General features: G+C 39.0%; 25 protein-coding genes. 9 read left to right on the forward strand and 16 right to left on the reverse strand.

Annotated features, from left to right (window positions below; all coding sequences use genetic code 11):
* Positions 1-37: 37 nt before the first annotated feature.
* The 7 genes from atpA to ABD930_RS14130 form a co-directional block, all read right to left on the reverse strand.
* Positions 38-1,612: a F0F1 ATP synthase subunit alpha gene (atpA, locus tag ABD930_RS14100; RefSeq protein ID WP_345232376.1), complete on the reverse strand. Its 1,575-nt coding sequence runs from the start codon at positions 1,610-1,612 to the stop codon at positions 38-40.
* Positions 1,613-1,670: 58 nt separating this feature from the next.
* Positions 1,671-2,207, reverse strand: a complete 537-nt coding sequence (gene atpH / locus ABD930_RS14105; protein WP_345232377.1) for an ATP synthase F1 subunit delta — start codon at positions 2,205-2,207, stop codon at positions 1,671-1,673.
* Positions 2,208-2,238: 31 nt separating this feature from the next.
* Complete coding sequence (locus ABD930_RS14110; RefSeq protein WP_345232378.1) at positions 2,239-2,733, reverse strand: F0F1 ATP synthase subunit B; 495 nt, start codon at positions 2,731-2,733, stop codon at positions 2,239-2,241.
* Between the two features lie 111 nt (positions 2,734-2,844).
* On the reverse strand, positions 2,845-3,051 hold the full coding sequence (gene atpE / locus ABD930_RS14115) for an ATP synthase F0 subunit C (protein ID WP_345232379.1): 207 nt from the start codon (positions 3,049-3,051) through the stop codon (positions 2,845-2,847).
* Between the two features lie 45 nt (positions 3,052-3,096).
* Positions 3,097-4,269, reverse strand: a complete 1,173-nt coding sequence (atpB, locus tag ABD930_RS14120) for a F0F1 ATP synthase subunit A (RefSeq protein ID WP_345232380.1) — start codon at positions 4,267-4,269, stop codon at positions 3,097-3,099.
* A 14-nt stretch (positions 4,270-4,283) separates the two neighbouring features.
* Positions 4,284-4,673, reverse strand: coding sequence for a hypothetical protein (locus ABD930_RS14125; RefSeq protein ID WP_345232381.1), 390 nt, complete (start codon positions 4,671-4,673; stop codon positions 4,284-4,286).
* A 78-nt stretch (positions 4,674-4,751) separates the two neighbouring features.
* Complete coding sequence (locus ABD930_RS14130) at positions 4,752-4,967, reverse strand: AtpZ/AtpI family protein (RefSeq protein WP_345232382.1); 216 nt, start codon at positions 4,965-4,967, stop codon at positions 4,752-4,754.
* Positions 4,968-5,139: 172 nt separating this feature from the next.
* On the opposite strand from ABD930_RS14130, the gene ABD930_RS14135 reads away from it, so the two are divergent.
* Complete coding sequence (locus ABD930_RS14135) at positions 5,140-7,380, forward strand: transglycosylase domain-containing protein (protein WP_345232383.1); 2,241 nt, start codon at positions 5,140-5,142, stop codon at positions 7,378-7,380.
* A 295-nt stretch (positions 7,381-7,675) separates the two neighbouring features.
* Positions 7,676-9,481: an excinuclease ABC subunit UvrC gene (gene uvrC, locus ABD930_RS14140; RefSeq protein WP_345232384.1), complete on the forward strand. Its 1,806-nt coding sequence runs from the start codon at positions 7,676-7,678 to the stop codon at positions 9,479-9,481.
* Between the two features lie 85 nt (positions 9,482-9,566).
* Here the strand turns inward: uvrC and ABD930_RS14145 are convergent, their stop codons facing one another.
* Together ABD930_RS14145 and ABD930_RS14150 are read right to left on the reverse strand one after the other, a co-directional pair.
* The gene (locus ABD930_RS14145; RefSeq protein WP_345232385.1) at positions 9,567-10,331 is read right to left on the reverse strand and encodes a uroporphyrinogen-III synthase; all 765 of its coding nucleotides are present in this window, start codon (positions 10,329-10,331) and stop codon (positions 9,567-9,569) included.
* 20 nt (positions 10,332-10,351) lie between these two features.
* Complete coding sequence (locus ABD930_RS14150) at positions 10,352-11,368, reverse strand: DUF4271 domain-containing protein (protein WP_345232386.1); 1,017 nt, start codon at positions 11,366-11,368, stop codon at positions 10,352-10,354.
* A 476-nt stretch (positions 11,369-11,844) separates the two neighbouring features.
* Here ABD930_RS14150 and ABD930_RS14155 point away from each other — a divergent pair, with 476 nt between their 5' ends.
* Positions 11,845-13,281 carry an NAD-dependent succinate-semialdehyde dehydrogenase gene (locus tag ABD930_RS14155; RefSeq protein ID WP_345232387.1) on the forward strand — a complete coding sequence of 479 codons (1,437 nt, stop codon included), beginning with the start codon at positions 11,845-11,847 and terminating at the stop codon, positions 13,279-13,281.
* Between the two features lie 136 nt (positions 13,282-13,417).
* On the opposite strand, the gene ABD930_RS14160 is transcribed toward ABD930_RS14155, so the two are convergent.
* Both ABD930_RS14160 and ABD930_RS14165 read right to left on the reverse strand, forming a co-directional pair.
* Entirely contained in the window at positions 13,418-14,380 is a 963-nt protein-coding gene (locus ABD930_RS14160) for an isopenicillin N synthase family dioxygenase (protein WP_345232388.1), read from the reverse strand.
* 123 nt (positions 14,381-14,503) lie between these two features.
* Entirely contained in the window at positions 14,504-15,346 is an 843-nt protein-coding gene (locus ABD930_RS14165; protein ID WP_345232389.1) for an alpha/beta fold hydrolase, read from the reverse strand.
* 235 nt (positions 15,347-15,581) lie between these two features.
* Here ABD930_RS14165 and ABD930_RS14170 point away from each other — a divergent pair, with 235 nt between their 5' ends.
* Complete coding sequence (locus tag ABD930_RS14170; protein ID WP_345232390.1) at positions 15,582-16,700, forward strand: M42 family metallopeptidase; 1,119 nt, start codon at positions 15,582-15,584, stop codon at positions 16,698-16,700.
* A gap of 8 nt (positions 16,701-16,708) precedes the next feature.
* Complete coding sequence (locus ABD930_RS14175) at positions 16,709-17,863, forward strand: MFS transporter (protein ID WP_345232391.1); 1,155 nt, start codon at positions 16,709-16,711, stop codon at positions 17,861-17,863.
* A 29-nt stretch (positions 17,864-17,892) separates the two neighbouring features.
* Here ABD930_RS14175 and ABD930_RS14180 read toward each other — a convergent pair whose 3' ends face one another.
* Complete coding sequence (locus ABD930_RS14180) at positions 17,893-18,915, reverse strand: WD40/YVTN/BNR-like repeat-containing protein (RefSeq protein ID WP_345232392.1); 1,023 nt, start codon at positions 18,913-18,915, stop codon at positions 17,893-17,895.
* Positions 18,916-19,068: 153 nt separating this feature from the next.
* On the reverse strand, positions 19,069-19,905 hold the full coding sequence (gene folP / locus ABD930_RS14185; RefSeq protein ID WP_345232393.1) for a dihydropteroate synthase: 837 nt from the start codon (positions 19,903-19,905) through the stop codon (positions 19,069-19,071).
* A 169-nt stretch (positions 19,906-20,074) separates the two neighbouring features.
* Between folP and ABD930_RS14190 the strand changes: the two genes are divergently transcribed.
* From ABD930_RS14190 to ABD930_RS14200, 3 genes are read left to right on the forward strand one after another with little or no spacing between them, the layout of a single operon-like run.
* Complete coding sequence (locus tag ABD930_RS14190; protein WP_345232415.1) at positions 20,075-20,626, forward strand: DUF1599 domain-containing protein; 552 nt, start codon at positions 20,075-20,077, stop codon at positions 20,624-20,626.
* 11 nt (positions 20,627-20,637) lie between these two features.
* Positions 20,638-21,822 carry a BT_3928 family protein gene (locus ABD930_RS14195; RefSeq protein WP_345232394.1) on the forward strand — a complete coding sequence of 395 codons (1,185 nt, stop codon included), beginning with the start codon at positions 20,638-20,640 and terminating at the stop codon, positions 21,820-21,822.
* A gap of 16 nt (positions 21,823-21,838) precedes the next feature.
* Complete coding sequence (locus ABD930_RS14200) at positions 21,839-22,357, forward strand: shikimate kinase (RefSeq protein ID WP_345232395.1); 519 nt, start codon at positions 21,839-21,841, stop codon at positions 22,355-22,357.
* Between the two features lie 8 nt (positions 22,358-22,365).
* On the opposite strand, the gene ABD930_RS14205 is transcribed toward ABD930_RS14200, so the two are convergent.
* From ABD930_RS14205 to ABD930_RS14215, 3 genes are all read right to left on the reverse strand, one after another.
* Positions 22,366-22,656, reverse strand: a complete 291-nt coding sequence (locus tag ABD930_RS14205; RefSeq protein WP_345232396.1) for a DciA family protein — start codon at positions 22,654-22,656, stop codon at positions 22,366-22,368.
* Positions 22,657-22,751: 95 nt separating this feature from the next.
* The gene (recF, locus tag ABD930_RS14210; RefSeq protein WP_345232397.1) at positions 22,752-23,876 is read right to left on the reverse strand and encodes a DNA replication/repair protein RecF; all 1,125 of its coding nucleotides are present in this window, start codon (positions 23,874-23,876) and stop codon (positions 22,752-22,754) included.
* Positions 23,877-23,950: 74 nt separating this feature from the next.
* On the reverse strand, positions 23,951-24,442 hold the full coding sequence (locus ABD930_RS14215; protein ID WP_345232398.1) for a hypothetical protein: 492 nt from the start codon (positions 24,440-24,442) through the stop codon (positions 23,951-23,953).
* A 401-nt stretch (positions 24,443-24,843) separates the two neighbouring features.
* Between ABD930_RS14215 and ABD930_RS14220 the strand changes: the two genes are divergently transcribed.
* The gene (locus ABD930_RS14220; RefSeq protein WP_345232399.1) at positions 24,844-25,503 is read left to right on the forward strand and encodes a tetratricopeptide repeat protein; all 660 of its coding nucleotides are present in this window, start codon (positions 24,844-24,846) and stop codon (positions 25,501-25,503) included.
* Position 25,504: the final 1 nt, after the last annotated feature.

Genomic DNA, 25,504 nt, shown 5'->3' on the forward strand with positions numbered 1-25,504 from the left:
AAAACTCGTAACTGGCAACTCGCAACGCGCAACCATTCTAGTAGCTCGCAGCTATTTCTTTAGCTACTTTATCCAAAACTGCTGTAATGTCATCTGTAAACTTACCTGCTTTCAGGTCTTTCAGTACTTCTGGATGACGTAGCTCTAATTGCTGTAGGTAATTTGATTCAAATTCCTTTACCTTATTTACGGGTACATTACGGAACAAACCTTTAACACCAGCATAGATAATCGCAACTTGCTTTTCTACTGGAACTGGAGCAAATTGTCCTTGTTTAAGGATTTCCACGTTCCGCACCCCTTTATCCAATACTGCTTTAGTTGCAGCGTCCAAATCTGAACCAAATTTAGCAAAGGCTTCCAATTCCCTAAACTGTGCTTGATCCAACTTCAATGTACCAGCAACTTTCTTCATGGATTTAATTTGCGCATTTCCTCCTACACGAGACACCGAAATACCCACATTAATCGCAGGGCGGACACCTGCGTTGAAAAGATTAGACTCCAAGAAAATCTGTCCATCAGTAATGGAAATAACGTTTGTTGGAATATAAGCAGAAACGTCTCCAGCTTGGGTTTCAATAATTGGAAGAGCGGTTAATGACCCGCCTCCCTTTACGATACCTTTAATGGATTCTGGCAAGTCATTCATGTTACGCGCAATCTCATCCGATGCATTAATCTTAGCTGCACGCTCTAACAAACGGCTGTGTAGATAAAAGACATCACCTGGATAAGCTTCCCGACCAGGAGGACGACGCAATAACAAAGAAACCTCACGATAAGCAACCGCTTGTTTTGATAAATCATCATAAACAATTAATGCAGGTCTACCGGTATCCCGGAAAAACTCTCCAATAGCAGCTCCAGCCATTGGTGCGTAAAATTGCATAGGTGCTGGATCGGCAGCAGAAGCAGAAACAATCACGGTATAGGCCAAAGCTCCCTTTTCTTCCAATGTACGCACAATATTCGCCACGGTAGAATTTTTCTGTCCAACAGCTACATAAATACAATAAACTGGTTCGCCAGCATCGTAAAACTCTTTCTGATTTAATATCGTATCGATACAAACAGCCGTTTTTCCTACTTGACGGTCACCGATCACTAATTCCCGTTGGCCTCGACCAATGGGGATCATGGCATCGATAGCTTTAATACCCGTTTGTAAAGGTTCATTTACAGGTTGACGGTAGATAACACCTGGTGCTTTACGCTCAATAGGCATTTCATAGGTCTTACCCGTAATAGGGCCTTTACCATCAATAGGTTGTCCTAAGGTGTTAACTACTCTACCCAACAGGCCTTCACCTACATTGATAGAGGCAATTTTATTGGTACGTTTAATGGTATCACCTTCCTTGATTTCATCCGAAGGACCTAATAACACTACCCCTACGTTATCTTCTTCTAAGTTTAGTACAATACCCTGTAATCCGTTTTCAAATTCAACCAATTCTCCCGATTGAACTTTAGTCAAGCCATAAACCCGAGCAATACCGTCACCCACTTGGAGTACCGTACCTACTTCTTCCAGTTCGGCTTCTGATTTAAAGTTCGACAATTGTTCTCGTAAAATTGCCGATACCTCATCTGGTCTTACCTCTACCATTTTATCTTGATTTTTAAATTCTTTTTCTATTGATTAATATATAAACGTGTTAATGCAATTAAGCATGAAAGGCACGATCTAATGTATTCAATCGGCCTGCGATACTGACATCTAACTGCCGATCTCCTACGGTTACAACAAAACCACCGATCAGGTTCGAATCTACCCGATTTTCCAAAATAACCTCATGGCCAGTGGATGATTTGATGACCTCTTTCAAAGCAGCCTTACTTTCTTCAGATAGCGGTGCCGCGGAAGTTACCCGTGCGATAACGATACCTTTATATTCATTATATTCCCGAATAAATTCTTGCGCCGTACCAAATAAAATTTCACCACGCCCCTTATTCACCATCAAGGTAAAGAAACCAATCAATACGGGTTGAAACTGATTACCGAAGAGGGTTTTCAGAATATTATTCTTCTTATCATGCTTAACAATAGGATTCTTTAAAACAGCACGCAACTCACTATGTTTCTTGGCGACGCTAATAAAATCCTCCACATTCTGCTTCACCTGATCCAACACTTGTTGTTCGATCGACAAGTCTAACAATGCTTTAGCGTATCGGGATGCAACCTTAAATTCTGACATATAGTTTATGAATATGCTGGCTTAGCCGCGATTAATTTAATTTTACATCCTTTAATAACTGGCCAACCAATGCTTCTTGTTTTGATGGGTCAGCTAATTCGTGTTGCAATACTTTACGAGCGATGTCTATAGAAAGCTTCGATACCTGATTCTTAACGTCGGCCATAGCAATAGCCTTCTGATTATTGATTTCAATACGTGCTTTCTCAATCATCCGACTCCCCTCTTTCTGTGCCTGATCCTTTGCGTCTTTCAGCAATTGCTCTTTTATTTCTTTAGCCTCTTTCAAGATAAGATCGCGTTCTGCACGAGCTTCTTTTAATAACGCTTCATTTTCATTGGTTAAACGAGCCATTTCTTGTTTCGCTTTATCAGCAGCATCCAAAGCATTTTCGATGGAACGTTCACGTTCACCGATAGCTTTCATGACCGGCTTCCACGCAAATTTGGTTAGGATAAATAATAGAAACAAAAATGCAATAGTATGCCAAAAAAGTAAACCTACTTCAGGAATGAGTAAATCCATATTATGTTTTATTAAATTACTTTAGAATTTATCGTTGATATAAAACGCCTGTAAAAAGGTCTATAAGCGGCAACCCCGAAAATAGACCTTTTAATTGTCTGTTGTTTCCTGCTACTTTGCAATCAAAGAAACAACTACCGCGAATAACGCAACCGCCTCAATCAAGGCTGCAGCGATCAACATCGCAGTTTGAATTTTTGAAGTAGCTTCTGGTTGACGTGCGATACTTTCCATTGCAGAACCACCGATTCTTCCAATACCAAGGCCAGCACCGATTGCAGCCAAACCTGCTCCAATTGCAGCTAATGTTCCAGTCATTTTAATTTAATTTATATATAGTTTAACAATAATGTTTATATGTGTTTAATGGTCAACGTGTTCTTCTATAGCCATTCCAATAAATACAGCGGATAGAATAGTGAATATAAAGGCTTGGATAAAAGCCACCAGTAATTCAATGATACTAATGAATAGTACAAACACAACAGACACTGGCCCAACCGCCAACGAACGGAATATAAATACTAAACAAAGAATACATAACACCAAAATGTGCCCTCCAGTAATGTTCGCAAATAACCGGATCATTAATGCAAATGGCTTGGTAAAGATCCCAAAGATTTCAACTGGAATCATCAAGGGTTTTAACCACCAAGGCACTGGTGGATTGAAAATATGGCCCCAATAATATTTATTCCCGCTAAATAGAATAATCACCAAGGTAATCAATGCCAACACCATGGTTACCGCAATATTCCCTGTAACATTTGCTCCACCAGGAAAAAACGGAACTAATCCTAAAACGTTATTGAACCAAATAAAGAAAAATGCCGTTAACAAATAGGGCATATATCGTTCATATTTATGTCCTAAGTTTGGACGTGCAATTTCATCCCGCACAAATATGATCAATGGTTCCATAAAAGACTGTAAGCCTTTAGGTGCTCTTCCCTCTCTTTTTTTGTATCCCTTGGCTACACTTAAAAATATAATCGTTAACAATACGACCGAAAGTAATACAGTAAACGCATTCTTAGTAATCGAAAAATCCAACGGACGGGCATTGGTAATGACTTCATCTCCGGCACTATTTTTTTCGTGATGCACATAACTGCCATGTTCTGGTTCGTCAGCAGCATAATAAATTTTACCATGAGCCCGAGCAAAACGCATCCCATCTTTTTCAACCACAACGCTACCATCATCATTTAAATGAAATTCTTTAGCGCTAAAGCACACCAATCCGTTATTGGTATAGAGAATAATGGGTAAGTACAACCCTGTCCAGCTGTCTCCATGACCCCAAAAATGAAATTCATGCGAATCACTGATATGGTGGAAGATAAAGCTGGTGATCTCAAACGCTCCTTCATCGTGTTGCGCTACATGGCTATTTTCAGGAGACGCTACAGTTGTGGAATCAGTCGATTGATGTTGATCATGATTTTGGGCATTGGCATTCAAAAAGGAGAAGAAAACGGCGAAAAATGCAAGTATTCCTATTTTTTTTGAAGTCAAAAAGTGGCTAAATTTCATTTATTCCCTGATTTTTACTTTTTATTTTGGTTGCGCAAGTTACGTAACAAACACATAACTTCAAAGAGTGAAAATAATAAATATAAAGAAAAATAATTTAAGGCAAAAACTAATTGATTTACAGCTGTTTTCATTAAAACAAACAGAACAAATGATAAGGCGACTAAAAGCTTTAACACAATGCTTCCCATAACGGCCATAACACCAGCTTGGGCCGTTCGTTTCATCCCATTATGGGCAACAATATAAGCGATGTACGTCAGCAAAAACAAAAAGACAAAAGCTTGCCAAAAGTTGCTAGCTAATATTTCTCGTTGTGGAAATAAAGAAGCAATTACCCTTGCTAATAAAGCCAACATGAAACCATATACGATGTAATAAATGGTAAAACGGGGTAAAGACATGCTCGTTATGGGTTATGCGTTATGCGTAATAATTTTACGTTATCAGGATACCGCAATGGGCAAAGATAACGCGCTCCTTCACCGCTTCGTTACCGACCGAATGGTGCTGATTAAGCTGATAAAAACACCTATTAAAGCAAATATTGCAGTAAACAATCCAGCCTCGCCGGATTTTGAACGATCAATCCGATATCCGATATAGGCAAAAACGCCAATAGTAGCAATCATTTGGAAACCTAACCCAGTATAATAAATATAAGCGTTCCGCTCTTTCTCTGCCATAGGTACAAACATAGAGAAATTTTTAGATTTTAAGTTTAACAAAAGAGGGTTACCTTTGTATGCAGATTAAAACGTTATCACGGGAAGCTTTGGCAGGAAATTTGACGCGACATCGAAGCAATCTATCATAATGGATGAGCATAAGAGTAACATATACTAAAAAATAATTCTAGGCATCACATACATGCAACGCAATACCAAAAAAAACAACAACAAACTAACAAATACGGATATTAGGCGTTATACCTATAACTTTTGGAAGCTGTTTATAGGACTGATCATTTTAGGATTTTTGTTTTTGACCTGCGTTGGATTGGGTCTATTTGGAGAACTTCCCTCATTTAGGGATTTAGAAAATCCTAAAAGCAATCTTTCCTCTGAGATCATATCCGCTGATGGTGCGGTATTAGGCACCTACTATGTACAAAATCGATCAAATGTCACGTATAAAGAACTTTCACCGGCGCTTATTCAAGCGCTTATTGCAACAGAAGATGTTCGCTTTAATTCCCACTCAGGCATTGATTTTAAACGAACATTTACCATCCTTTTTTATAACTTAATTGGTAAAAAACAAGGGGCCAGTACCATCACGCAGCAGTTGGCCTTGAATCTCTTTCAAGAGGAAGGTAGAGCCCATTCTTTTTCGAAACGTTTCATTCAAAAGTTACAAGAATGGATTATTGCTGTACGCCTGGAGCGCAACTATACCAAAGAAGAAATTTTAACGATGTACTTGAATACAGTCGACTTTGGGGCGTATAATACCTATGGTATAAAATCTGCTGCCCGAACCTACTTTAACACCACTCCGGGCCAGCTAACGGCTCCTCAAGCTGCGGTCTTGGTAGGAATGTTAAAAGGCCCGGGCATTTATTCGCCTATCCGTTATCCACAAAACTCGATCAGACGCCGCAATACGGTATTGGATAATATGCGAAAGGCTGGCTTTATTACCAGCGAACAAGCTGCTAACTATAAAGAAAAACCACTTGGACTTTCTTTCAAACCTAATGTATATGGCGAAGGAATCGCTCCTTATTTACGTGCAGTTTTAAAGAATGACATTAAAAATATTTTTAATAAGCTTTCTATTACTAAAGCGGATGGTACACCCTACGATTTGGATCGTGACGGACTAAAAATATACACGACTATTGATTCCAAAATGCAGACCTATGCAGAGGAAGCACAAAAGGAAATGATGAAAGACCTACAAGCCACCTTGATGAGCGAATACAAAGGACGAGATCCTTTCAAGGGTTTGGAACCGTTATTAGATCGTGCTGTCAAACAGTCTGATCGTTACCGATGGTTAAAACAGGACGATCAGTCGGAAGACGAAATTAAAAAGAGCTTCAATACTCCCACAAAAATGACCATTTTTAGTTGGAAGGGAGAATTGGATACGGTCATGACCCCTTTAGATTCAATCAAATACAACAAGCTCATTTTACGCAATGCGATGATGTCTATGGAACCCCAAACGGGTTATGTAAAAGCATGGGTAGGTGGGATTAATTTTACCCATTATAAATATGATCAGGTGAAAATGGGTGCCCGGCAACCAGGGTCAACGGCTAAACCTTTTACGTATGCAGTGGCTATTGACAACGGTTATTCGCCTTGCTTTAAAGTACCTAATACCCCAATCAATGTAGATGGTTGGGAACCAAGAAGCGAAAGTACGGTACCCGGTCCTATTACGTTAAAAACAGCTTTAGCAAATTCGCAGAACTGGGCTACTGCAGATGTGATCCAACGTGTCGGTGCACAAAATGTTGCTAACCTCATTAAAAATATGGGAATCACTACAGATGTACCGTCCTATCCTTCTATTTGTTTAGGGGTATTCGATGCATCGGTTTACGATATGGTGGGTGCCTATTCAGCCTTCGTCAACCATGGCGTATGGACACAACCGATATATCTTTTACGTATTGAAGATAAAAATGGTGCTCTGATTTATGAACATACCAAAAAAGTAAAGGTAGTGATGAACGACCAATCGGCTTATGTTATGGTAGACATGTTGAAGGGAGTCGTTACGCAAGGTTCTGGAGGACGTTTACGCTGGAAATATAAACTAACCAACCCGATAGGCGGGAAAACTGGTACATCCCAAGCCAATTCTGATGCTTGGTTCATCGGTATTACACCACAGCTGGTGAGTGGTGTTTGGACAGGAGCGGAAGAAAGGAGCATCCATTTTAGTTCAACGAGATTAGGACAGGGAGCTAATGCAGCTCTTCCCATGTTTGCTTTCTACATGCAAAAAGTATATGCAGATAAATCGTTAAAATATAGTCAAGCCGACTTTGAACTTCCAGAAGGTGGATTACAGCGGGAACTTGATTGCGGCAAATACCAATATGAAAATCCAAGGGAAGATGAGAAAAAGATTGATGACCGATTGGATTTCTAAACATCTATTTAAATTTGTATGGTTAATTTTATGGGTGTAGTGCAGCGGGAAAAAGTCGTAAAAATGATTGACTATCAGAAAATCTACTAAAAAGACGGTATATGCTCGCCATCTTGAGCGAAACACTTTATTTGTCATCCCGATGGTAGTCGAGAGGTCTCATCTTTAAACAGGCTTAAATCCTTTGGTCTTCGGGTTCTCCACTACGGTTGAAATGACCTATTGATGTCCCTTTGAGTGATATATCCGATAGTCATAAAAATTAACTAGGGTAAACGATAAACAGAAGCTGAGCATGAATGACTTCGATTATAAGGAAGCATTAAAAAAAATACCACATAAACCAGGCGTTTATCAATACTACGATAAACAAGGCACTCTTATTTATATTGGAAAAGCTAAAGATTTAAAAAATCGGGTAAGCTCCTATTTTGTTAAAGACACCTTTTTACAAAACGCGAAAACCAGGGTACTTGTTAAAAAGATACAGAAGATTACTTTTACGCTAGTAGATACCGAAATAGATGCGTGGTTATTAGAAAATAGCCTAATAAAAAAACACCAACCCCGTTATAATGTCTTATTAAAGGATGATAAGACTTATCCGTGGATTGTGATAAAAAATGAGCGTTTTCCACGGATCTTTTGGACCCGAAAGATCATAAAAGATGGCTCTAAATACTTTGGTCCGTATGCATCCGTAGGAATGATGCATGCCATTTTGGGAGTCATCAAAGAATTATTTCCGCTGCGTACCTGTAATCTACCACTTACCCCACAAAACATAGCACAAGGAAAGTTCAGGGTATGTTTAGAGTACCAAATTGGTAATTGTAATGGGCCATGCCAAGCTTATCAAACGGAGGAAGATTATAACCTGAATCTAGAGAGCATTAAGGATATCCTCAATGGTAAAATAGGCGTCGTGCTTAAGCAGCTAAAAGTCAATCTTGATCAAGCCATTAGTCATCTTCATTTTGAAGAAGCCCATCGCCTCAAACAAAAACTGGAGCTTTTAGCCAATTATCAAAGCAAATCGACTATTGTTAGTCATAGCATCAATAATGTTGATGTTTTTAGCATTGCTTCCGAACAACAATACGCTTTTGTCAACTTTCTGAAAGTCATGAACGGAACCGTCATCCAAACGCAAACGATTGAGCTGAAGAAGAAACTGGATGAAAGCGATCAGGAATTGTTAAGTTTAGCCGTTCAAGAACTTCGCTCCCGCTTTAATAGCTCATCTAAGGAAATTATTGTTCCCTTTCCATTAGATATTGAGAGTCCGGATTTTAAACAAATAATTCCTCAATTAGGAGACAAAAAAAAGTTATTAGATTTATCTTATAAAAATGTAAGCTTTTTTAAGCGGGAACGCCTAGACCAATATGAAAAATTAAACCCAGAAGTAAAAATAGAACGCTTGCTGCATAAAATGAAAGAAGACCTTCGCCTGAATGTATTACCGAAACATATTGAATGTTTCGATAATTCAAACTTTCAAGGTAAGTATCCTGTGTCGGCTATTGTTGTATTTAAAGATGCCAAACCTTCGAAAAAAGATTATCGGCATTTTAATGTAAAGACTGTTGAGGGGCCTAACGACTTTGCGACCATGGAAGAGGCTGTATACCGTCGGTATAAACGTCTGTTAGAAGAAGGACAAGCTTTACCGCAACTCATTATCATTGATGGAGGTAAGGGCCAACTCTCTGCCGCATTAAAAAGTTTGAAAAAATTGGCAATCGACACGAAAGTTACGGTGATCGGTATCGCGAAACGTTTGGAAGAACTGTATTATCCGGGAGATCAATATCCCTTATATCTAGACAAACGATCAGAAACGTTAAAGGTTATTCAGCACCTCCGCGATGAAGCACATCGATTCGGCATTACTTTTCATCGAAACCAACGCAGCAGAAAAACCTTCCAGACAGAATTGGAACAAATTCCAGGGATTGGCAAAACAAGTGCAGAGAAGCTATTGCTTGCCTTTAAATCGGTAAAAAAGATCAAAGCAGCTTCTAAAGAGGAATTAGCACAAGTAGTGACTCCAAAGCAAGCTGAAGCCGTACAAACTTACTTTGTTACTACCAGATAAACAAAAGATGCATTGACTTGGAAATAGTAAAAGCCGGATTCCATAAATCGGTAACCCGGCTTTCACCATTATCGTCGTTATAGACTTATTTATTTACCTTTTTAATATATTGCTCTACAGCCATCGTCATACTTGGCGCTTCAGGAGTGGGTGCAGCAATATCCAATATCAAATTCCGGTCAGCTATGGCCTGATGTGTGGTCGATCCGAAAGCCGCAATGCGGGTATCATTCTGTTTGAAATCAGGAAAATTTTCAAAGAGAGATTGAATACTCGATGGACTGAAGAATACGATGATATCGTAAAATACATCTGCTAAATCAGAAAGATCGCTAACTACCGTTCTGAATAATACCGCTGGCGTAAAATCATAGCCATTTTCTAACAGCCAGTTTTGCGTCTCTTCACTAGCCACGTCAGAGCAAGGATATAAAAATTTTTCCTTGGCATGTTTCTTCAACACTTCCTCCAGATCTTGAGCCGTTTGCTTGCCGAAGAAAATTTTACGCTTCCGGTATTGAATATATTTCTGTAGGTAAAGTGCGATGGTTTCAGACAAGCAGAAGTACTTCAAATCAGCGGGCACTTCATAACGCATTTCTTCACAAATTCTAAAGAAATGATCAGCAGCATTCCTACTGGTAAATATCACAGCTGTAAAATCGGCTAGATTGATCTTTTCTTTTCTAAAATCCCTTGCTGGAACTCCCTCTACATGAATGAACGCTCTAAAATCTAATTTTAGATTGTATTTATTTGCGAGGGCAAAGTAAGGGGATTTATCGTTTTCAGGTCTTGGTAAAGTTACTAAGATGCTTTTTACTTTTTTTTCTCTATCTTCTGCTGCCACGAGTTTTATTTTTGTTTCGGTTAAATGCCTAATAACTTGATCAAAATAAGTATTGGACCAACTTCGAGGGTGCAAAGATAAATAAATAAATAAAACTTTGAAAATTGATAACTTTTTAACACTGTATTAGATGCTCGTAGAAACTGCATGACAAACACCAGCAATACGAACAAACAAGACACTGCAAACCAGGTATTTACATATTTACCAGGAATCAAAACCAATACTAAGAGTAAGGGTAAAAAAATGATCGCAGCGTTAAAATAACTTAAATATAATATAGAAATGTAATCTCGAACCAATTTCTGAATGCCAAAGATAAGACCTATACTCCTCGTAATAATGATTTTTAATATAAACAATAGCAGTACTATCGCCGATATGGTAAAGAATAAACCACTCTCAATAGAATTAACCTGGATCCGATTATACGCTACATATAGAAATAAAAACAAGCCGATAGTGAAACCAAATAAAACATACAAGAAAACAAAAGGCCAAGATGTGATGAGATTGTCTTCTTTACTAATTTGCAGTAAAACCCGATTACTATAAAAGGAAGTAGCTATGGCTTCTAAGTCCTTCATAAAAAATAATCGAATAAGGGCAAGAAATAAAATCAACGCAAATACGGTCCACAAAACCCATTGCGTTCGGTACACTTTCCTTAGCCCAAGCTGTTTGCTCCCGCCATATGGTATATCTTTACCCCATAATAAGGTATTTCCATCTGTTATGATATAAACTTTTTTTAAGCTATCTAAAAATTGATTCTGACGATTTGGATTTGGCGCTTTTAAATACTGAAAACGGAGCGAATCCCGCAATAAGCGCAATGAATCTTTTACATGCGCAATAGAATCCTTAACCCGCTGGCGCTCTAAGGCTCGGGCGAAACGTGCCGAATCTTGCACTAAATAGCGAAGCGATGCAGCAGGAGATATCCGCTTATGCTGGCTAAGGGTATCTTGTGCAGTACAGATCCCCGATAAGAGTAGAAAAAGTACCGATACTAAAAGTAACCTGAATGCGCGCATATTTCCCTTAAACCATTTTAAAGATGCAAAGTTATCGCTTTCGTTTTAATTATAGGATATTAGATGTGAGATACTAGCTATTAGATGCGAGAACCGACGAAACATGAGTGTTATACCTAAGGGTTGCAAATCGTTATTTGGAACTATCATGACGACAACTGGGGATCTGTAATACGGTTTATAACACATAAAGAAACACCGACTACGAACTACGGATCACAATAAGTACAAACTTCTTACTAAAAAAACCATGTGCTTAAAATAATGTTATTACCCTATAAGAGCCTGTTTAAATTTGTATAGTTAAATTTTTATAGGCTATTTTTGAGCGAACCAAGGCAAATTTTGCAGAGATAGCCGGAAGCCTATCCCGAAAAATTTAACGAAGGTGCAGCCAAAAAAAGACATAAAAAAATAATTAGATAAATTTTACCCGGGCTCTAAGGATACAGCACGCTGAAATTTAATCCAGAATCATGAATACACGAAATACGCTTATAAAGGGAACGGCTTTTATTAATGGTAAAGAGATCAAGGGCAGAAAAACATTTGATGTCATTAATCCCGCTACTGGAGAAGCGGTTATTGGCGTCGCTGACCTTAATCGTACAGCAATAGAAAAAGCCATAACCGTTTCAGAAGCCGCATGGGAAAGCTGGAAATTAACGGAGGTAGCACAACGCAGTAACATCTTAAAAAATTGGTACAATCTCATTGTTAAACATAAGCATGAAATTGCGGAGATCATCACGTTAGAATCAGGCAAACCATTAGAAGAAAGTAAAATCGAAGTAGACTATGGCAGTTCCTTCATCAGTTGGTTTGCAGAGGAAGCTTATCGCACCTATGGTGACCAAATCCCATCTCCCAACCGTGGAAAACAAATCATCACCATACGACAGCCGGTTGGTGTAGCCGCGGCTATCACTCCGTGGAATTTCCCCCTGGCAATGGTAACCCGTAAAATTGCACCGGCACTGGCAGCAGGCTGTACTATCATCTTAAAACCAGCCTCACAAACACCTTTAACAGCGATAGCTGTTGCGCATTTAGCTAAAGAAGCGGGTTTACCCAATGGCGTGTTCAATGTAATTACGGGAAAAGATTCGGCAGAAATCGGTAAAATATTAAGCACCAGCCCTATCGTGCGTAAGCTTTCATTCACAGGATCTACAGGCGTTGGCAAAACGTTAATGGAACAGGCAGCTTCTACGATAAAGAAAGTTTCATTTGAACTGGGGGGAAATGCACCCTTTCTGGTCTTCGATGATGCTGATATAGAAGCCGCAGTACGCGGAGCAATTGCTGCTAAATTTAGAAACGCTGGTCAAACTTGTGTCGCTCCCAATCGATTTTTAGTTCAAGATGCCATTTTTGATCGATTTGCAGAAGCAATTACACAAGCTGTTCAGAAGCTTAAAGTCGGTAATGGCCTAGATAAACACGTAAAAGTAGGCCCCTTAATTAACCAAAATGGGCTGAAAAAAGTACAACACCATGTTTCCGACGCCTTAAAAAAGGGAGCACGAATATTAACTGGAGCAGAGCATTTGGAAGGCCTATTTTATGCGCCAACCGTACTTGCCGATGTTCCACCAAATGCCCTAATGGCTAAGGAAGAAACCTTTGGACCAATTGTCGCCTTATATCGATTTCAAACAGAGGAAGACGGCATTCGCATGGCCAATGATACGGAATTCGGATTAGCCGCTTATTTTTACAGTCAAGATGTTAAGCGTTGTTGGCGCGTAGCTGACGCACTAGCGTCTGGTATGGTCGGTATCAATGAAGGGGCTATTTCTAATGCGGTTGCTCCCTTTGGTGGAATTAAACAATCTGGATTAGGCCGGGAAGGTTCTAAATATGGTATGGATGAATTTACCGAACTTAAATACTTGTGCTTTGGCCTTTAAAATGGTTTTAATTTAAGGTGTAAGGTTTAGGGTGTAAGTAAGGTTAGAGTTAAGGTGTAACATTTAAGGGTGTAAAGCATAAGTAAAGTGCCTTTTATTATAGACATATAGACCTCATACCTTAAACCTCAAAAGACTACATCTTCAATCCGATTTCCCGTAGCCGCTCATCCAAATATTCGCCCGCTGTACAATCGGGATATGCTTTCGGATGTGCTGCATCAACACAACTTGGCAGAGCAGCCAAACTCACGTCTGCCTTTGGATGAAGGAAAAAAGGAACGGAATAACGAGAAGTTTTCATCAATGCTAAAGGAGGATTAACAACACGATGCGTCGTTGACTTTAATTTATTGTTCGTCAAACGTTGCAACATATCACCAACATTAACAACAATATCGTCTCCTTGAGCTGTTACCGGATACCAAGTGCCCTCTCTAGTTAATACTTCCAAACCGTCTGCACTGGCACCAATGAGTAAAGTGATCAGATTAATATCTTCGTGAGCACCGGCACGCACCGCATCAGGTGCCAATGTTTCAGGATGTTCTAACGGAAAATAATGAATCGCCCTTAGAATAGAATTACCATTAATTACCTTATCTTCAAAATAATCTTCTGTTAAATCCAGGTACAGCGCGATGGCTTTTAATAACGATCGACCGGCTAACTCCAAGCGCCGATAAACTTCTTCGGTAATAGCGTTAAATTTTGGTAGTTCCTTTACTTCCACATTATCGGGATAATTTGCGCGGAGCTCATCGTCACCTATAACCGTTTGGCCTCTTTGCCAAAATTCTTTCAAATCTGGGGTTTTAGCATCCTTAGCCTTCTCTTTTCCTTTAGCCGTGTATCCACGTTGTCCTGCTAAGCCCGGAATTTCATAGTTGCGCTTTTGTTCTTCAGGCAAGGAAAAAAATTGCTGAACAACTTCATACAGTTCGTTAATCAATGCTTTATCCATCCCATGGTTAGCTATTGTTACAAATCCTGTTTCGGTAAAAGCTTTGCCGAGGGCATCAGAAAACTGGCGCTGTTTATCGGGACTACCTGTGGTAAAATCCAACAAATCTAAACGAGGAATATGAACATTATTCATGATTAAGTCTTTTAGCGTAAAAATTATAGCCTCCTCTCAGAGTTGCTGTAAAGTTACAAACTTAGCTAAATTGCACAATATCCACTAAGAGAAAAATCAACGGAAGTGGCCAGCAATATCACACTAAAGTGAACTGTTTAAAAATTGTTGGATATCGTTATTCAACCGTTCTTTATGTGTTAAGAAAAAACCATGCGGGGCACCTGCATATAAAATAAACTGATTATCATTGATCATCGCACTTGTCAAATTGGCACTGATATCTTCTGGTACAATCTTATCTGCATCACCATGGATAATTAAGGTGGGTACATTTATTCTACCCATATCTGCGCTGAAATCGGTTTCGGAAAATGAGCGGACACATTGCTGACTAGCCAAAGAAGAAGCCATTAATGCTAAAGAACGCTGATATTCTAACATGGCTTTACTTACCGGTTTATTCACTAAGTTAACACCAAAAAAATCATTAAAAAACCCCTCTAAAAATGCGGGTCGATCAGCTTGTATGGCTTCTATCATCGAAGAGAACACTTTTTTATCCAATCCGTCTGGATTATCCTCCGTTTTCAACAGATAGGGTGTCACCGATCCCAATAGGACAACCCGACTGATTCGATCACCATTGTAGCGGGTAAAGTAGCGCGCAACCTCTCCTCCACCCATAGAAAAACCGATTAAAATGACATCATATAAATTAAGTTGAACGATGAGTTCATGCAAATCATCGGTTAAGTTATCGTAGTCATAACCGTGCGACGGTCTTGATGACATACCGAATCCTCTTCTATCATAAGCAATGCAACGGTAACCTTGATCAACGAAAAAATTGAGCTGGGGCTCCCACATGAGATGATTGGAGGGCCAACCATGAATAAACACTATTGGCTGCCCTTCACCGATATCTTCATAGCATAACACTAAGCGTTGCCGGTTATTGTGATCCGTTCTTTCAATAAAATTCATAGCGATAGCATTTTGTTGTTCATAACAGCCTGGAACAGCTTATGTTTGTTTTTTTTAAATAAACCATTTCGCTTGTATACGATAGTGAATTACTTACGAAGCAATTTATTCCTGTTTTGCCTTCGTGAATGCAAAGCATTTTAATTAAGTTTGCTAGCGTTTAGAATAAGAGCTTGTTTAAATTGGTATGGTTAGATTTTTTTAGAGGCTCTAGATACCGCAAATATTTCGAATAATGGCAAAATCAAAAAAAAATACTGCAGCACAACACACTCCTATCGTTACAGAAAAAACCTTAAAATTTTTCGAAAAATACATCAACAATCCATCACCCACCGGATATGAATGGGAAGGGCAACGTCTTTGGCTAGATTATATTAAGCCTTATGTAGACGAAACTTTTACCGATCATTATGGAACTGCAGTTGGCGTGATCAATCCAAAAGCGAAGTATAAAGTAGTTATTGAGGCACACTCCGATGAGATTTCATGGTTTGTCAACTATATTACGAAAGATGGTCTAATTTATGTGATCCGAAACGGTGGTTCAGACCATCAAATAGCCCCTTCAAAGCGGGTTAATATCCATGGGGATAAAGGCATTGTAAAAGCCGTTTTTGGATGGCCAGCGATCCACACCCGTGGTGGAGAAAAAGAGGAAGCACCAACCTTAAAAAACATATTCCTGGATTGTGGATGTACCACTAAAGAAGAAGTTGAAGATTTAGGTATACATGTTGGTTCGGTCATTACCTATGAAGATGAATTCACCATATTGAATGATCGTTATTATGTTGGTCGAGCATTAGATAACCGTGCTGGTGGTTTTATGATTGCCGAAGTTGCCCGTTTACTCAAAGAAAACAAAAAGAAATTACCTTTTGGCTTGTATATTGTAAACGCTGTACAAGAAGAAGTTGGTTTACGTGGTGCTGAAATGATTACCCAAACCATCAAACCAAACGTAGCCATTGTAACGGACGTTACACACGATACACAAACCCCCATGATTAACAAAATAACCCAAGGTGATTTAGCTTGTGGAAAAGGGCCCGTGGTGTCTTACGCCCCTGCAGTGCAAATTAATCTGAATAAGCTGCTCATCGCTACAGCCACAGAAAAAGGAATCCCTTTCCAACGACAGGCATCTTCTCGTGTAACCGGAACCGACACTGACGCATTTGCCTATTCTAACGGTGGCGTACCATCCGCGTTGATATCACTTCCGCTACGCTATATGCATACGACCGTAGAAATGATCCATAAGGAAGATGTTGACAATGTTATTCGCTTAATTTACGAAACACTTTTAAAAATTGAAGATGGACAAGACTTCAGGACTTTTAAACAATAGCTTTCATCGTGCGATCAATAAAGTACCTGACTTGGTTCATGGCTGTTTGCTGTGGTTTAATTGTAGCCAATCTCTATTACTGTCAGCCGTTATTGCCTTTAATAGCAGACGACTTTGGCGTCAGTGAAGCTGAAGCCGGTAGCATAACTTACCTTACGCAGTTAGGTTATGCTAGTGGTTTGCTACTATTTGTTCCTTTGGGAGATTTGCTGGAAAGAAAAAAACAAATTGTATCAACTACCACAATTGCGATATTGGTGTTGCTTGGAGCCGTTTTTACCAAATCTTTCTTTATACTACAAATCCTCTGTTTTCTAATTGGCCTTTTTTCCATTGTACCGCAATTAATTATTCCTTTTGCAGCCAGTCTGGCACCAGATGAAAAACGAGGTCAAGCTATTGGATTAGTAATGGGTGGCTTACTAATCGGTATTGTGTCATCACGCTCGCTTAGCGGTTATATTGGTCATGCCCTTGGTTGGCGCCACATGTATTTCATCGCAGCTGCTATTTGCTTTTTGTTAGTATTGCTTATCAAACGCATTCTTCCGGAAAATGAACCTGCTTATCGAGGCAGTTACAAGGAATTAATGCGCTCCATAGGGCATTATGTCAAAACATTTCCTGCTTTACGATGGGCTTCTATAAGCAACGGACTTTCTTTTGCCAGCATGAGTGCTTTTTGGGTCACCATGGTACTCTTTCTTTCTGCCAAACCTTTTGCTTACAATACCGTACAGATTGGACTATTTGGCATCATCGGGGCTTCCGGAGCTTTAGCCGCCCCTTTAGTGGGCAAGAACAGTAGTGGAGATAGGAATATGGTAAAGCGAATCTCGCTACTTGGCTTGTGTTTACAACTACTAGGATATCTTGCTTTTTATTTTACTGGAAACCACATCTTTTTATTAATAGTCGGTATTATTTTAATCGATATTGGTCATCAAGCATTGCAAATTAGTAAACAAACCTTGATCTATTCTTTAAAACCAGATGCTAGAAATCGTTTTAATACCGTTTTCATGACAACCACCTTTATCGGTGGCGCTATTGGATCTGCCTTAGGTATTTTATTATACCATACTGGAGGCTGGTCGGTATTTTGTATTGGGATAAGCGGCCTGGTATTCTTAAATATGCTGATCAATTGGAAAAAAGCGTAAAGCTTGTTGAATTGTACGTTAGCTCAAATCTAATCTCGCGTCAATTGATAGATTGTTCCCTTTTCCCCAGCAAGAAAGATGAGTTTACCCGTTTCTGAGACAGCTATTACATTAAACGCTTGTTCAGAGAGCGATTTCCATGTTTGCCCTCCATCCATAGAAATATCCGTACCCGAAGTACCCGTAGCTACAACACAGGTATCATTAATGTACCGTACACAAGACTTATATCCTGAAAGTCGGGATTTTGGCGCTGCCCAAGTCATTCCATTGCTCGATAGCTGGATAACATTATTATTGTTCTTAAAATTCTGGTAATCCCCTCCTACCGCAATTAATTGGTTTTGATGATTAATAGCTATAGAAAAAACGCCTTGTGATGACTCGCCTTGCTCTATAGGTACTTGATAACTCGTCCAAGATTTCCCATAATTATACGAAAATAATAACCTCGCCTGGCTTCCCCCTGTCCCAATCCATACCAAGCCATTGTCCTTCGTTACTATACTGGTTCCACTGGCTGCAAATCCGGCTTCTCCTGCTTTCATTTCAACATTGGCTTCATCACTGATGTTATTCCAACTTTTACCTCCATCTTCTGTACTTAGTACTTGTAACTTGCCGGCGATAGGATCGCCGAAAACGATTCCTTTCTGCTCGTCCCAAAAACCGATGCCGTCATAAAAGGCTCCTTCTACATCGTAGCTATATACTTTCTGCCAAGAATCTCCGCCGTCTTCAGTTAATAAAATCACGGCTGGCTTCCCAGCATTAACCACAATAGCCTTTTTATCCGAAAAGGCCACAATAGATCGAAAATCCAATCCTTCATAGCCTTTTGCGGTTAACCATTGCCAATTTTTACCACCGTCGATCGTTTTTGCTATTGTACCTGCGCTTCCCGAAATCCAAACAACACTGTCATTAGGAATAGCCATTCCTCTAAAACTAACCGCCTTTCCTTCCTGTACTTTTGCCAACTGAAAAGTCTGGGCTTCCACAGAAAAGCCCAGCACAAATACGCTTAAATAAAGGATAAAATATCGTTTCATCTGTAACTAATTATCGTCTAATTTATGCTTAATATTCATTATTGGTACTCCTGAACACCAATTGGATAGTTAAAATCCGTAAATAAATTTACATGTTCTTGTGTGATTAATCCGCCAGACGGTGGATTAATATGCACGGTCCATGTGTCATACCTATTGACTGTTTTGATAGAGTTGAGCAACTACTTTTCTAACTTCTACTGCCTCTTTAACATCATGTACCCGGATCAGTTCTACACCCTTGGTTAACAATATCGTATGAAGCACAGTAGTTCCATTCAAGGCCTCCTTGGGACCGACCCCCAAAAGTTTATAAATCATTGACTTTCTAGATAAGGCACCTAAAATAGGTAAGCCTAAAATCTTCAATTCGTCTATCCTTTGTAATAACTCATAATTCTGGGTTAATGTTTTAGCAAAACCAAAACCCGGATCCAGGATAATATCCTTTACGCCGAGTGCCCTCAATTGATCTATTTTTGGTAACAACTCCGCCAATATATCCTCGATTAAATCGGCATAGGTAGTTTGTTTTTGCATCGTTTGCGGATTACCCCGGCTATGCATTAAGATATAGGGGACCCCCAACGCAGCTACTACATCAAAAAGGTCTTCATCCAAATTGCCTCCGCTAATGTCATTAATCAGGTGAGCACCCGCTTTAATAGCCTCTTGTGCTACCGCTGCCCGGAAGGTATCGATAGAAAGGATTGCTTTTGGATAGCTACGAACTAAATGCTCGACCACAGGTAATAAGCGATCGATCTCTTCTTGTGTACTAATCTCCCTTGCACCAGGTCTGGACGAATAGGCTCCTACATCTAAAATATCGGCTCCTTCCTGCAAGAGTACTGCTGCCCGATCTAATGCCTGATCCAAAGCGAAATGTTCTCCCCCATCAAAAAAAGAATCAGGTGTAACATTTAAAATCCCCATAATCTTCGGCGGATGAAATTCCAATAATTGTCCCCCTACGTTACAAAATTTCATGAATATTGTCTTCTAATAATACCAAGATAAGAAATAGCTTTAGATGGTTTCATACAAACTTAGCGCTTTTATTTTCAATTTCCCCACATATATAATTCCGAAAAGAAAAATTTTATAGTAGGTTTGCATAGAACTTGCCGCAGCGATGAATACAGCAGAAAAAAAACATATGGACACCTCTGAAGCGTACGACGCTATTATCTCCCAATGCAAAGAACTATTCTTAAAAAAAGCAGCAGATTACGGTACCGCTTGGCGAATCATGCGTTTACCTTCTGTTACTGATCAGATTTTTATTAAAGCGCAGCGAATCCGAACCATCGAAAACAACCAGTTTTCTAAAATTTCGGATGATATTTCTTCTGAATATATCGGGATCATTAATTACTGTATTATTGCCATGATCCAATTGGAACTACCTCCAGATGCGGAAGAAAACTTACCGATTACACAGGTACAGCAACTGTATGACCACTATGTAGCCGAGACCAAGGAACTGATGTTGGCTAAAAATCATGATTATGGTGAAGCGTGGCGCGACTTAAGAATAGGTTCGTTAACCGACTTGATCTTGATGAAAATCTTTCGGGTAAAACAAATCGAAGACAATAGTGGAAAAACACTGGTTTCCGAAGGCGTAAAAGCCAACTATCAGGATATGCTCAATTATGCTATTTTCGCACTCCTAAAATTAAGTACCCCACTAAAGATTACCAGCTAAATCCGTAGACTATGCATATCGTAGCAGAAAAGACCAACAAGATTAATTTTCTACTCCTGTTTGTTCGCGTGGTTGTAGGTGTGTTGTTTATCTTTTCCGGACTTATTAAAGCCAATGACCCCCTCGGTTTTAGTTATAAACTACAGGAATATTTTGATGTATTTCATCTCACTTTCTTAGCGAACTATGCATTAGCCCTAGCCATTGTATTATGTAGCTTGGAAATGGTATTAGGTACATTACTGCTTTTAGGATTATATGGAAAAAAAGTGACTTGGGGTCTTTTATTATTGATTCTATTTTTCACTTTCTTAACCTTCTACTCGGCCTTTTTCCACGTCGTTACTTCTTGTGGTTGTTTTGGGGATGCCATTCCATTAACTCCTTGGCAATCCTTTAGTAAAGACCTCGTACTGCTGGCATTGATTATCATCATATTTTTACGTAGAAAAAACATTAAGCCACTATTTACTAACGAGATCAGCCAAACATTAACGTTATCGGCAGCGATCGTAATTAGTCTCGGAATAGGAATTTACACCTATAATTTTTTACCATTTATTGATTTTCTTCCATATAAAGAAGGTAATAACCTGCCCACCCTCATGCATGCCCCTAAAGGAGCTGCCTTGGATGAATATGAGATCACCTATACGTTACAGCATAAGCAAACTAAAGAGAAAAAAATCGTTACGGATAAGGACTATTTAAAAAATGAATTGTGGAAAGACAACAACTGGGAAATCATTGGCGATCCAGAAAGCCGTATAGTTAAAGCGGGTTACCAAATCCCGATCAAAGATTTAAATATTACCGATGCTCAGGGAGTAGATCATACAACCGAATTACTGGATAATCCATATTATAACCTAATCTTTGTTGCTTATGATTTGAACCAAACGAACCTAAAAGCACTGGAAAAATTAAACAATTTAGCCAAGCAAGCCACAGAAGAATATACGATACGTACCGTATTGCTTACGGCTAGCTCTGCTCAACAAGTAGATGCTATTAATGAGCAAATTAATTTATATATGGAAACTTTTTTTGCTGATGCAGTACCTTTAAAAAGTATGGTTAGGGCAAATCCTGGTATTTTACTCATGAAAAGTGGAACCGTCATTAAAAAATGGCATTATAATACCACACCATCTTTTGAAACCTTAGCTAAAAAATATTTCGAACAATTAGATTAAAACCTATTTTTACTGCATGTTGGATAAACATCTCTTTCTTGTGGGATTCATGGGCGTTGGAAAAACAACCAATGGAAAAAAATTGGCTCAAATACTTCAACGTAATTTCATTGATCTCGATGAGCTATTTGTAGCTCAGGAAGGCATGTCTATTACAGACTATTTTAAAATCCACGGCGAAGCGGATTTTCGGAAGAAAGAGCGGGATATTCTTCGACAACTCGGCGATAAAGAACCTGCCGTTATTGCAACTGGTGGAGGCGCCCCTTGTTTCTTTGATAATATGGAATGGATGAACGAAAACGGAATTACCATATATTTCCAGATGCCATATCAGGCCTTAGCCCAACGATTGGCCGCCAGTAAACGACAGAAAAGACCCCTAATTCAACATTTGAGCGAAGAAGAGCTTCTTGATTTTATCACTGACAGAATGGCCTACCGTCATCCTTTCTATGCAAAAGCTGCACACCACATTAATGTGCTGGAATTAGACATGAAACAATTGGTGAAACAATTGGGCCTATTAGCCTAAGTTGCTTATCATAAAATGATCACGTCTTCTATAATAACGCGTCCAACGTGTTCATTCATTTTTCCTATAATCTGGGTACGCATGAGTAACAGTTCATGCTTAATAACGGCAGATTCTACCCGTACAAACAATTTTTTATCCCTGATAAATAACTGCTTCGTTCTATTTGCTATAGCAGGCCCCATAAGCTCCGGCCAAACAGCTAAAATCGACGTTTCATCAAATTTACGTCGCAGCTTTAATGCATCCAAATATTGATTGATCGCTTCTTTTAATGTTTTATCATTCGTTCTGCCCATTTTGATTGCAAGTTATACGGGATACGTTTTACGTTATAAGTAACATTTCCTGCCAGTTAACGCCCCCAATACCTTTATACTTTATACCTCGTATCTTATACCTTTATACCATACATCTCATTCCCCATAATCTGCCCATCTGCGATTTCAAAAATACGAATAGGAACTGCAATTTCGGTAAACGTATGCTCAATCCGCTCCGTACTTGTATCGGTAATAAAAATCTGTCCAAAATCATCAGCAGAAACCATTTGCATCAATTTCCTCATCCGCTTTTCATCCAATTTATCAAAAATATCATCTAACAGTAACAAGGGTTTAAATCCCTTTTCTTGACAGAAAAAAGTGTATTGGGCTAACTTTAGGGCAATAAGAAAAGATTTTTGTTGTCCTTGGGATCCAAATTTTTTTAACGGCATACCGTGAATCGAAAACGCTAGATCATCTTTATGAACACCCACTGTTGTACGTTCCAATACCCGATCCTTTGGTAAGGCAGCCATAAGCAAGTCTTGAAAGCTGGATTGAACGAGTTGCGATTCATAGGAGAGTTCTACTGATTCCTTATTCTCCGTTAAATAGTGATAATGTTGATTGAAAACTTCAATAAAAGGAGCTATAAACGCTTTCCTTTTTTGGTAAATTTTTTCCCCTACCTCACATAGTTGCTCAGTATAAATACTGAGCAATTCATCATCATATCGTTTATGTTGAGCTTGTTGCTTTAGTAAACTGTTTCTGCTTTGCAAATATTTATTATAAAGAATTAAGTCGTCTAAATAATGACTATCCGTTTGTGAAATAACATTATCCATAAATTTGCGACGTTCCTCGCTTCCTTCAACGATAATTGCGACATCGTTTGGAGAAATCATAACCAAAGGATAGGCACCAATATGATCAGCTAGACGTTGATAATCTTTCTTATTCCTCTTAAATTGCTTTTTTTGGTTACGTTTTAAACTACACGCTAATAAATCATCTTCTCCATCTTTTTCAAACACACCTTGAACGATAAAAAAATCAGCATCTTGTCTAATTTGCTGTACATCTATCGGGTTAAAATAACTCTTACAAAGGGACAAATAATGTAACGCATCTAATAAATTTGTTTTCCCTGCACCATTATCACCAGTAAATGCGTTAACACCTGGCAAAAAATGCAAAGAAGCTTCTTCATAATTTTTAAAATTAATAACCGTTAATTCTTTTGCCCACATGCCCACAAAGGTAAAGAAAGCTTTTCACTTTCTGCTTTTTTTAAGATGCTGCCGGGCAGTTCAGCACTGCTCCTTTATTGTACATTTTCGACAGCTCCTATACCAAAGTCGAAATATAGGGTGGCTCCCCATAGGCGTTGCCTGTCTCTTCGGTTTCTAAATTGATTCTTGTTACCTTGCGGACTTAGTTGATCCGCTTTTTGGAACTTCGTACCGATAGGGCTTATAGCATCCATAAATGAAATATCACCTTCCGGAAAAACGGGATCAACATTTTTACTTCCAGTGGGTTTTGGTGTAAATAATCGCAAAAAGATGTGATCCGTTTCTGAGACGACTGTAATCGGATACTCCTCATTATCTATTACTGCCCAAAACATGCGGTCATGATACCCTTTGAATTCGGGATAACGCCAATCCATGCCCGTCACTGTATTATTATATTTCTTTTGGTGCACCGCAAACTGCCCTCCCTTCATCCTATTTTTCCATACCCGATATGGTCCCTTTCCCAGCCAAGTAATGCCCTTCACTTTTTCTTCTGGATATGAAAACGTAATCCCCATATAGTCTTAATCGCCATACAAGGTATACGTATAGTCTAACTTCAACCAACCATTTCCTAACATGCTATAAGACAATTTACGAATAGGTCCGTCATAATCGACGACAATCCGGTGTATATTTCCCTCTTGATAATGATTAATCGCCTTAAACTTACTTTTATCAGTGGTTAATTATAACGACTAATAACTCCAATCTTCCATTTTAAATTGAAAAAATTTACACAATCGACACCGAAAGATGATTTCGATTGGGATATCCTGCATATAACTTCGAAAACGCAGTATTAAAGCCCCAGCTGATCCGGTGGTAAGAACGCACCTTATGTTGCATATGAAAAACAATTTATCTATGTTTGCAATCTTAAATAAAAACTGGTACGTCAAATTAACCAAAAGATAACGTGAGCGTTAATAACACAAAGAACAACAGCGGAACGGGAAGCTTTGTCCGCGATAATCAAAAAAGTCTTGCATTTATTGCTATAGGCATTGTCGTTTTAATTTTACTTTATGTAGGATATCAACGGTTCTACTTGGCTCCGAGGGCAGAGCGAGCAACTAACGAAATGTTTAAAGCAGAAGAATACCTAATGGTAGATTCGCTACAGAAACGTGCAATTGATGGTGATGGGTCATTCCCTGGATTTAAAGAAATTGCGGAAGAATACTCCAATACAAAATCAGCGAATGTTGCGAATGCCTATTTGGGTGGTTTATATTTACGTCAAGGTAAATACCAAGAAGCTGCAGCGGCATTAGCCAAATATTCAGATACAGGCAGCCCCGTATTAGACCCACTGGTAACAGGTTTACTAGGAGACGCTTACTCAGAATTAAAAGATTACAAAAAAGCGGCCGATCAATATAAAAAAGCGGCAAATAAAAGCGATAATGCATTTACTGCCCCCCTATTTTTAAAGAAATTAGGGTTAGTTTACGAGGCGCAAAGCGACTTCAAATCAGCACTGGAAAGTTATGAAAAAATAAAAACGAATTACCCACAGAGCTATGAGGCATCGATTATTGATAGTTATATTGCTCGTTGCGCCACCCATCAATAAT

It is taken from the genome of Olivibacter ginsenosidimutans (assembly GCF_039542865.1).
GTDB lineage: Bacteria > Bacteroidota > Bacteroidia > Sphingobacteriales > Sphingobacteriaceae > Olivibacter > Olivibacter ginsenosidimutans.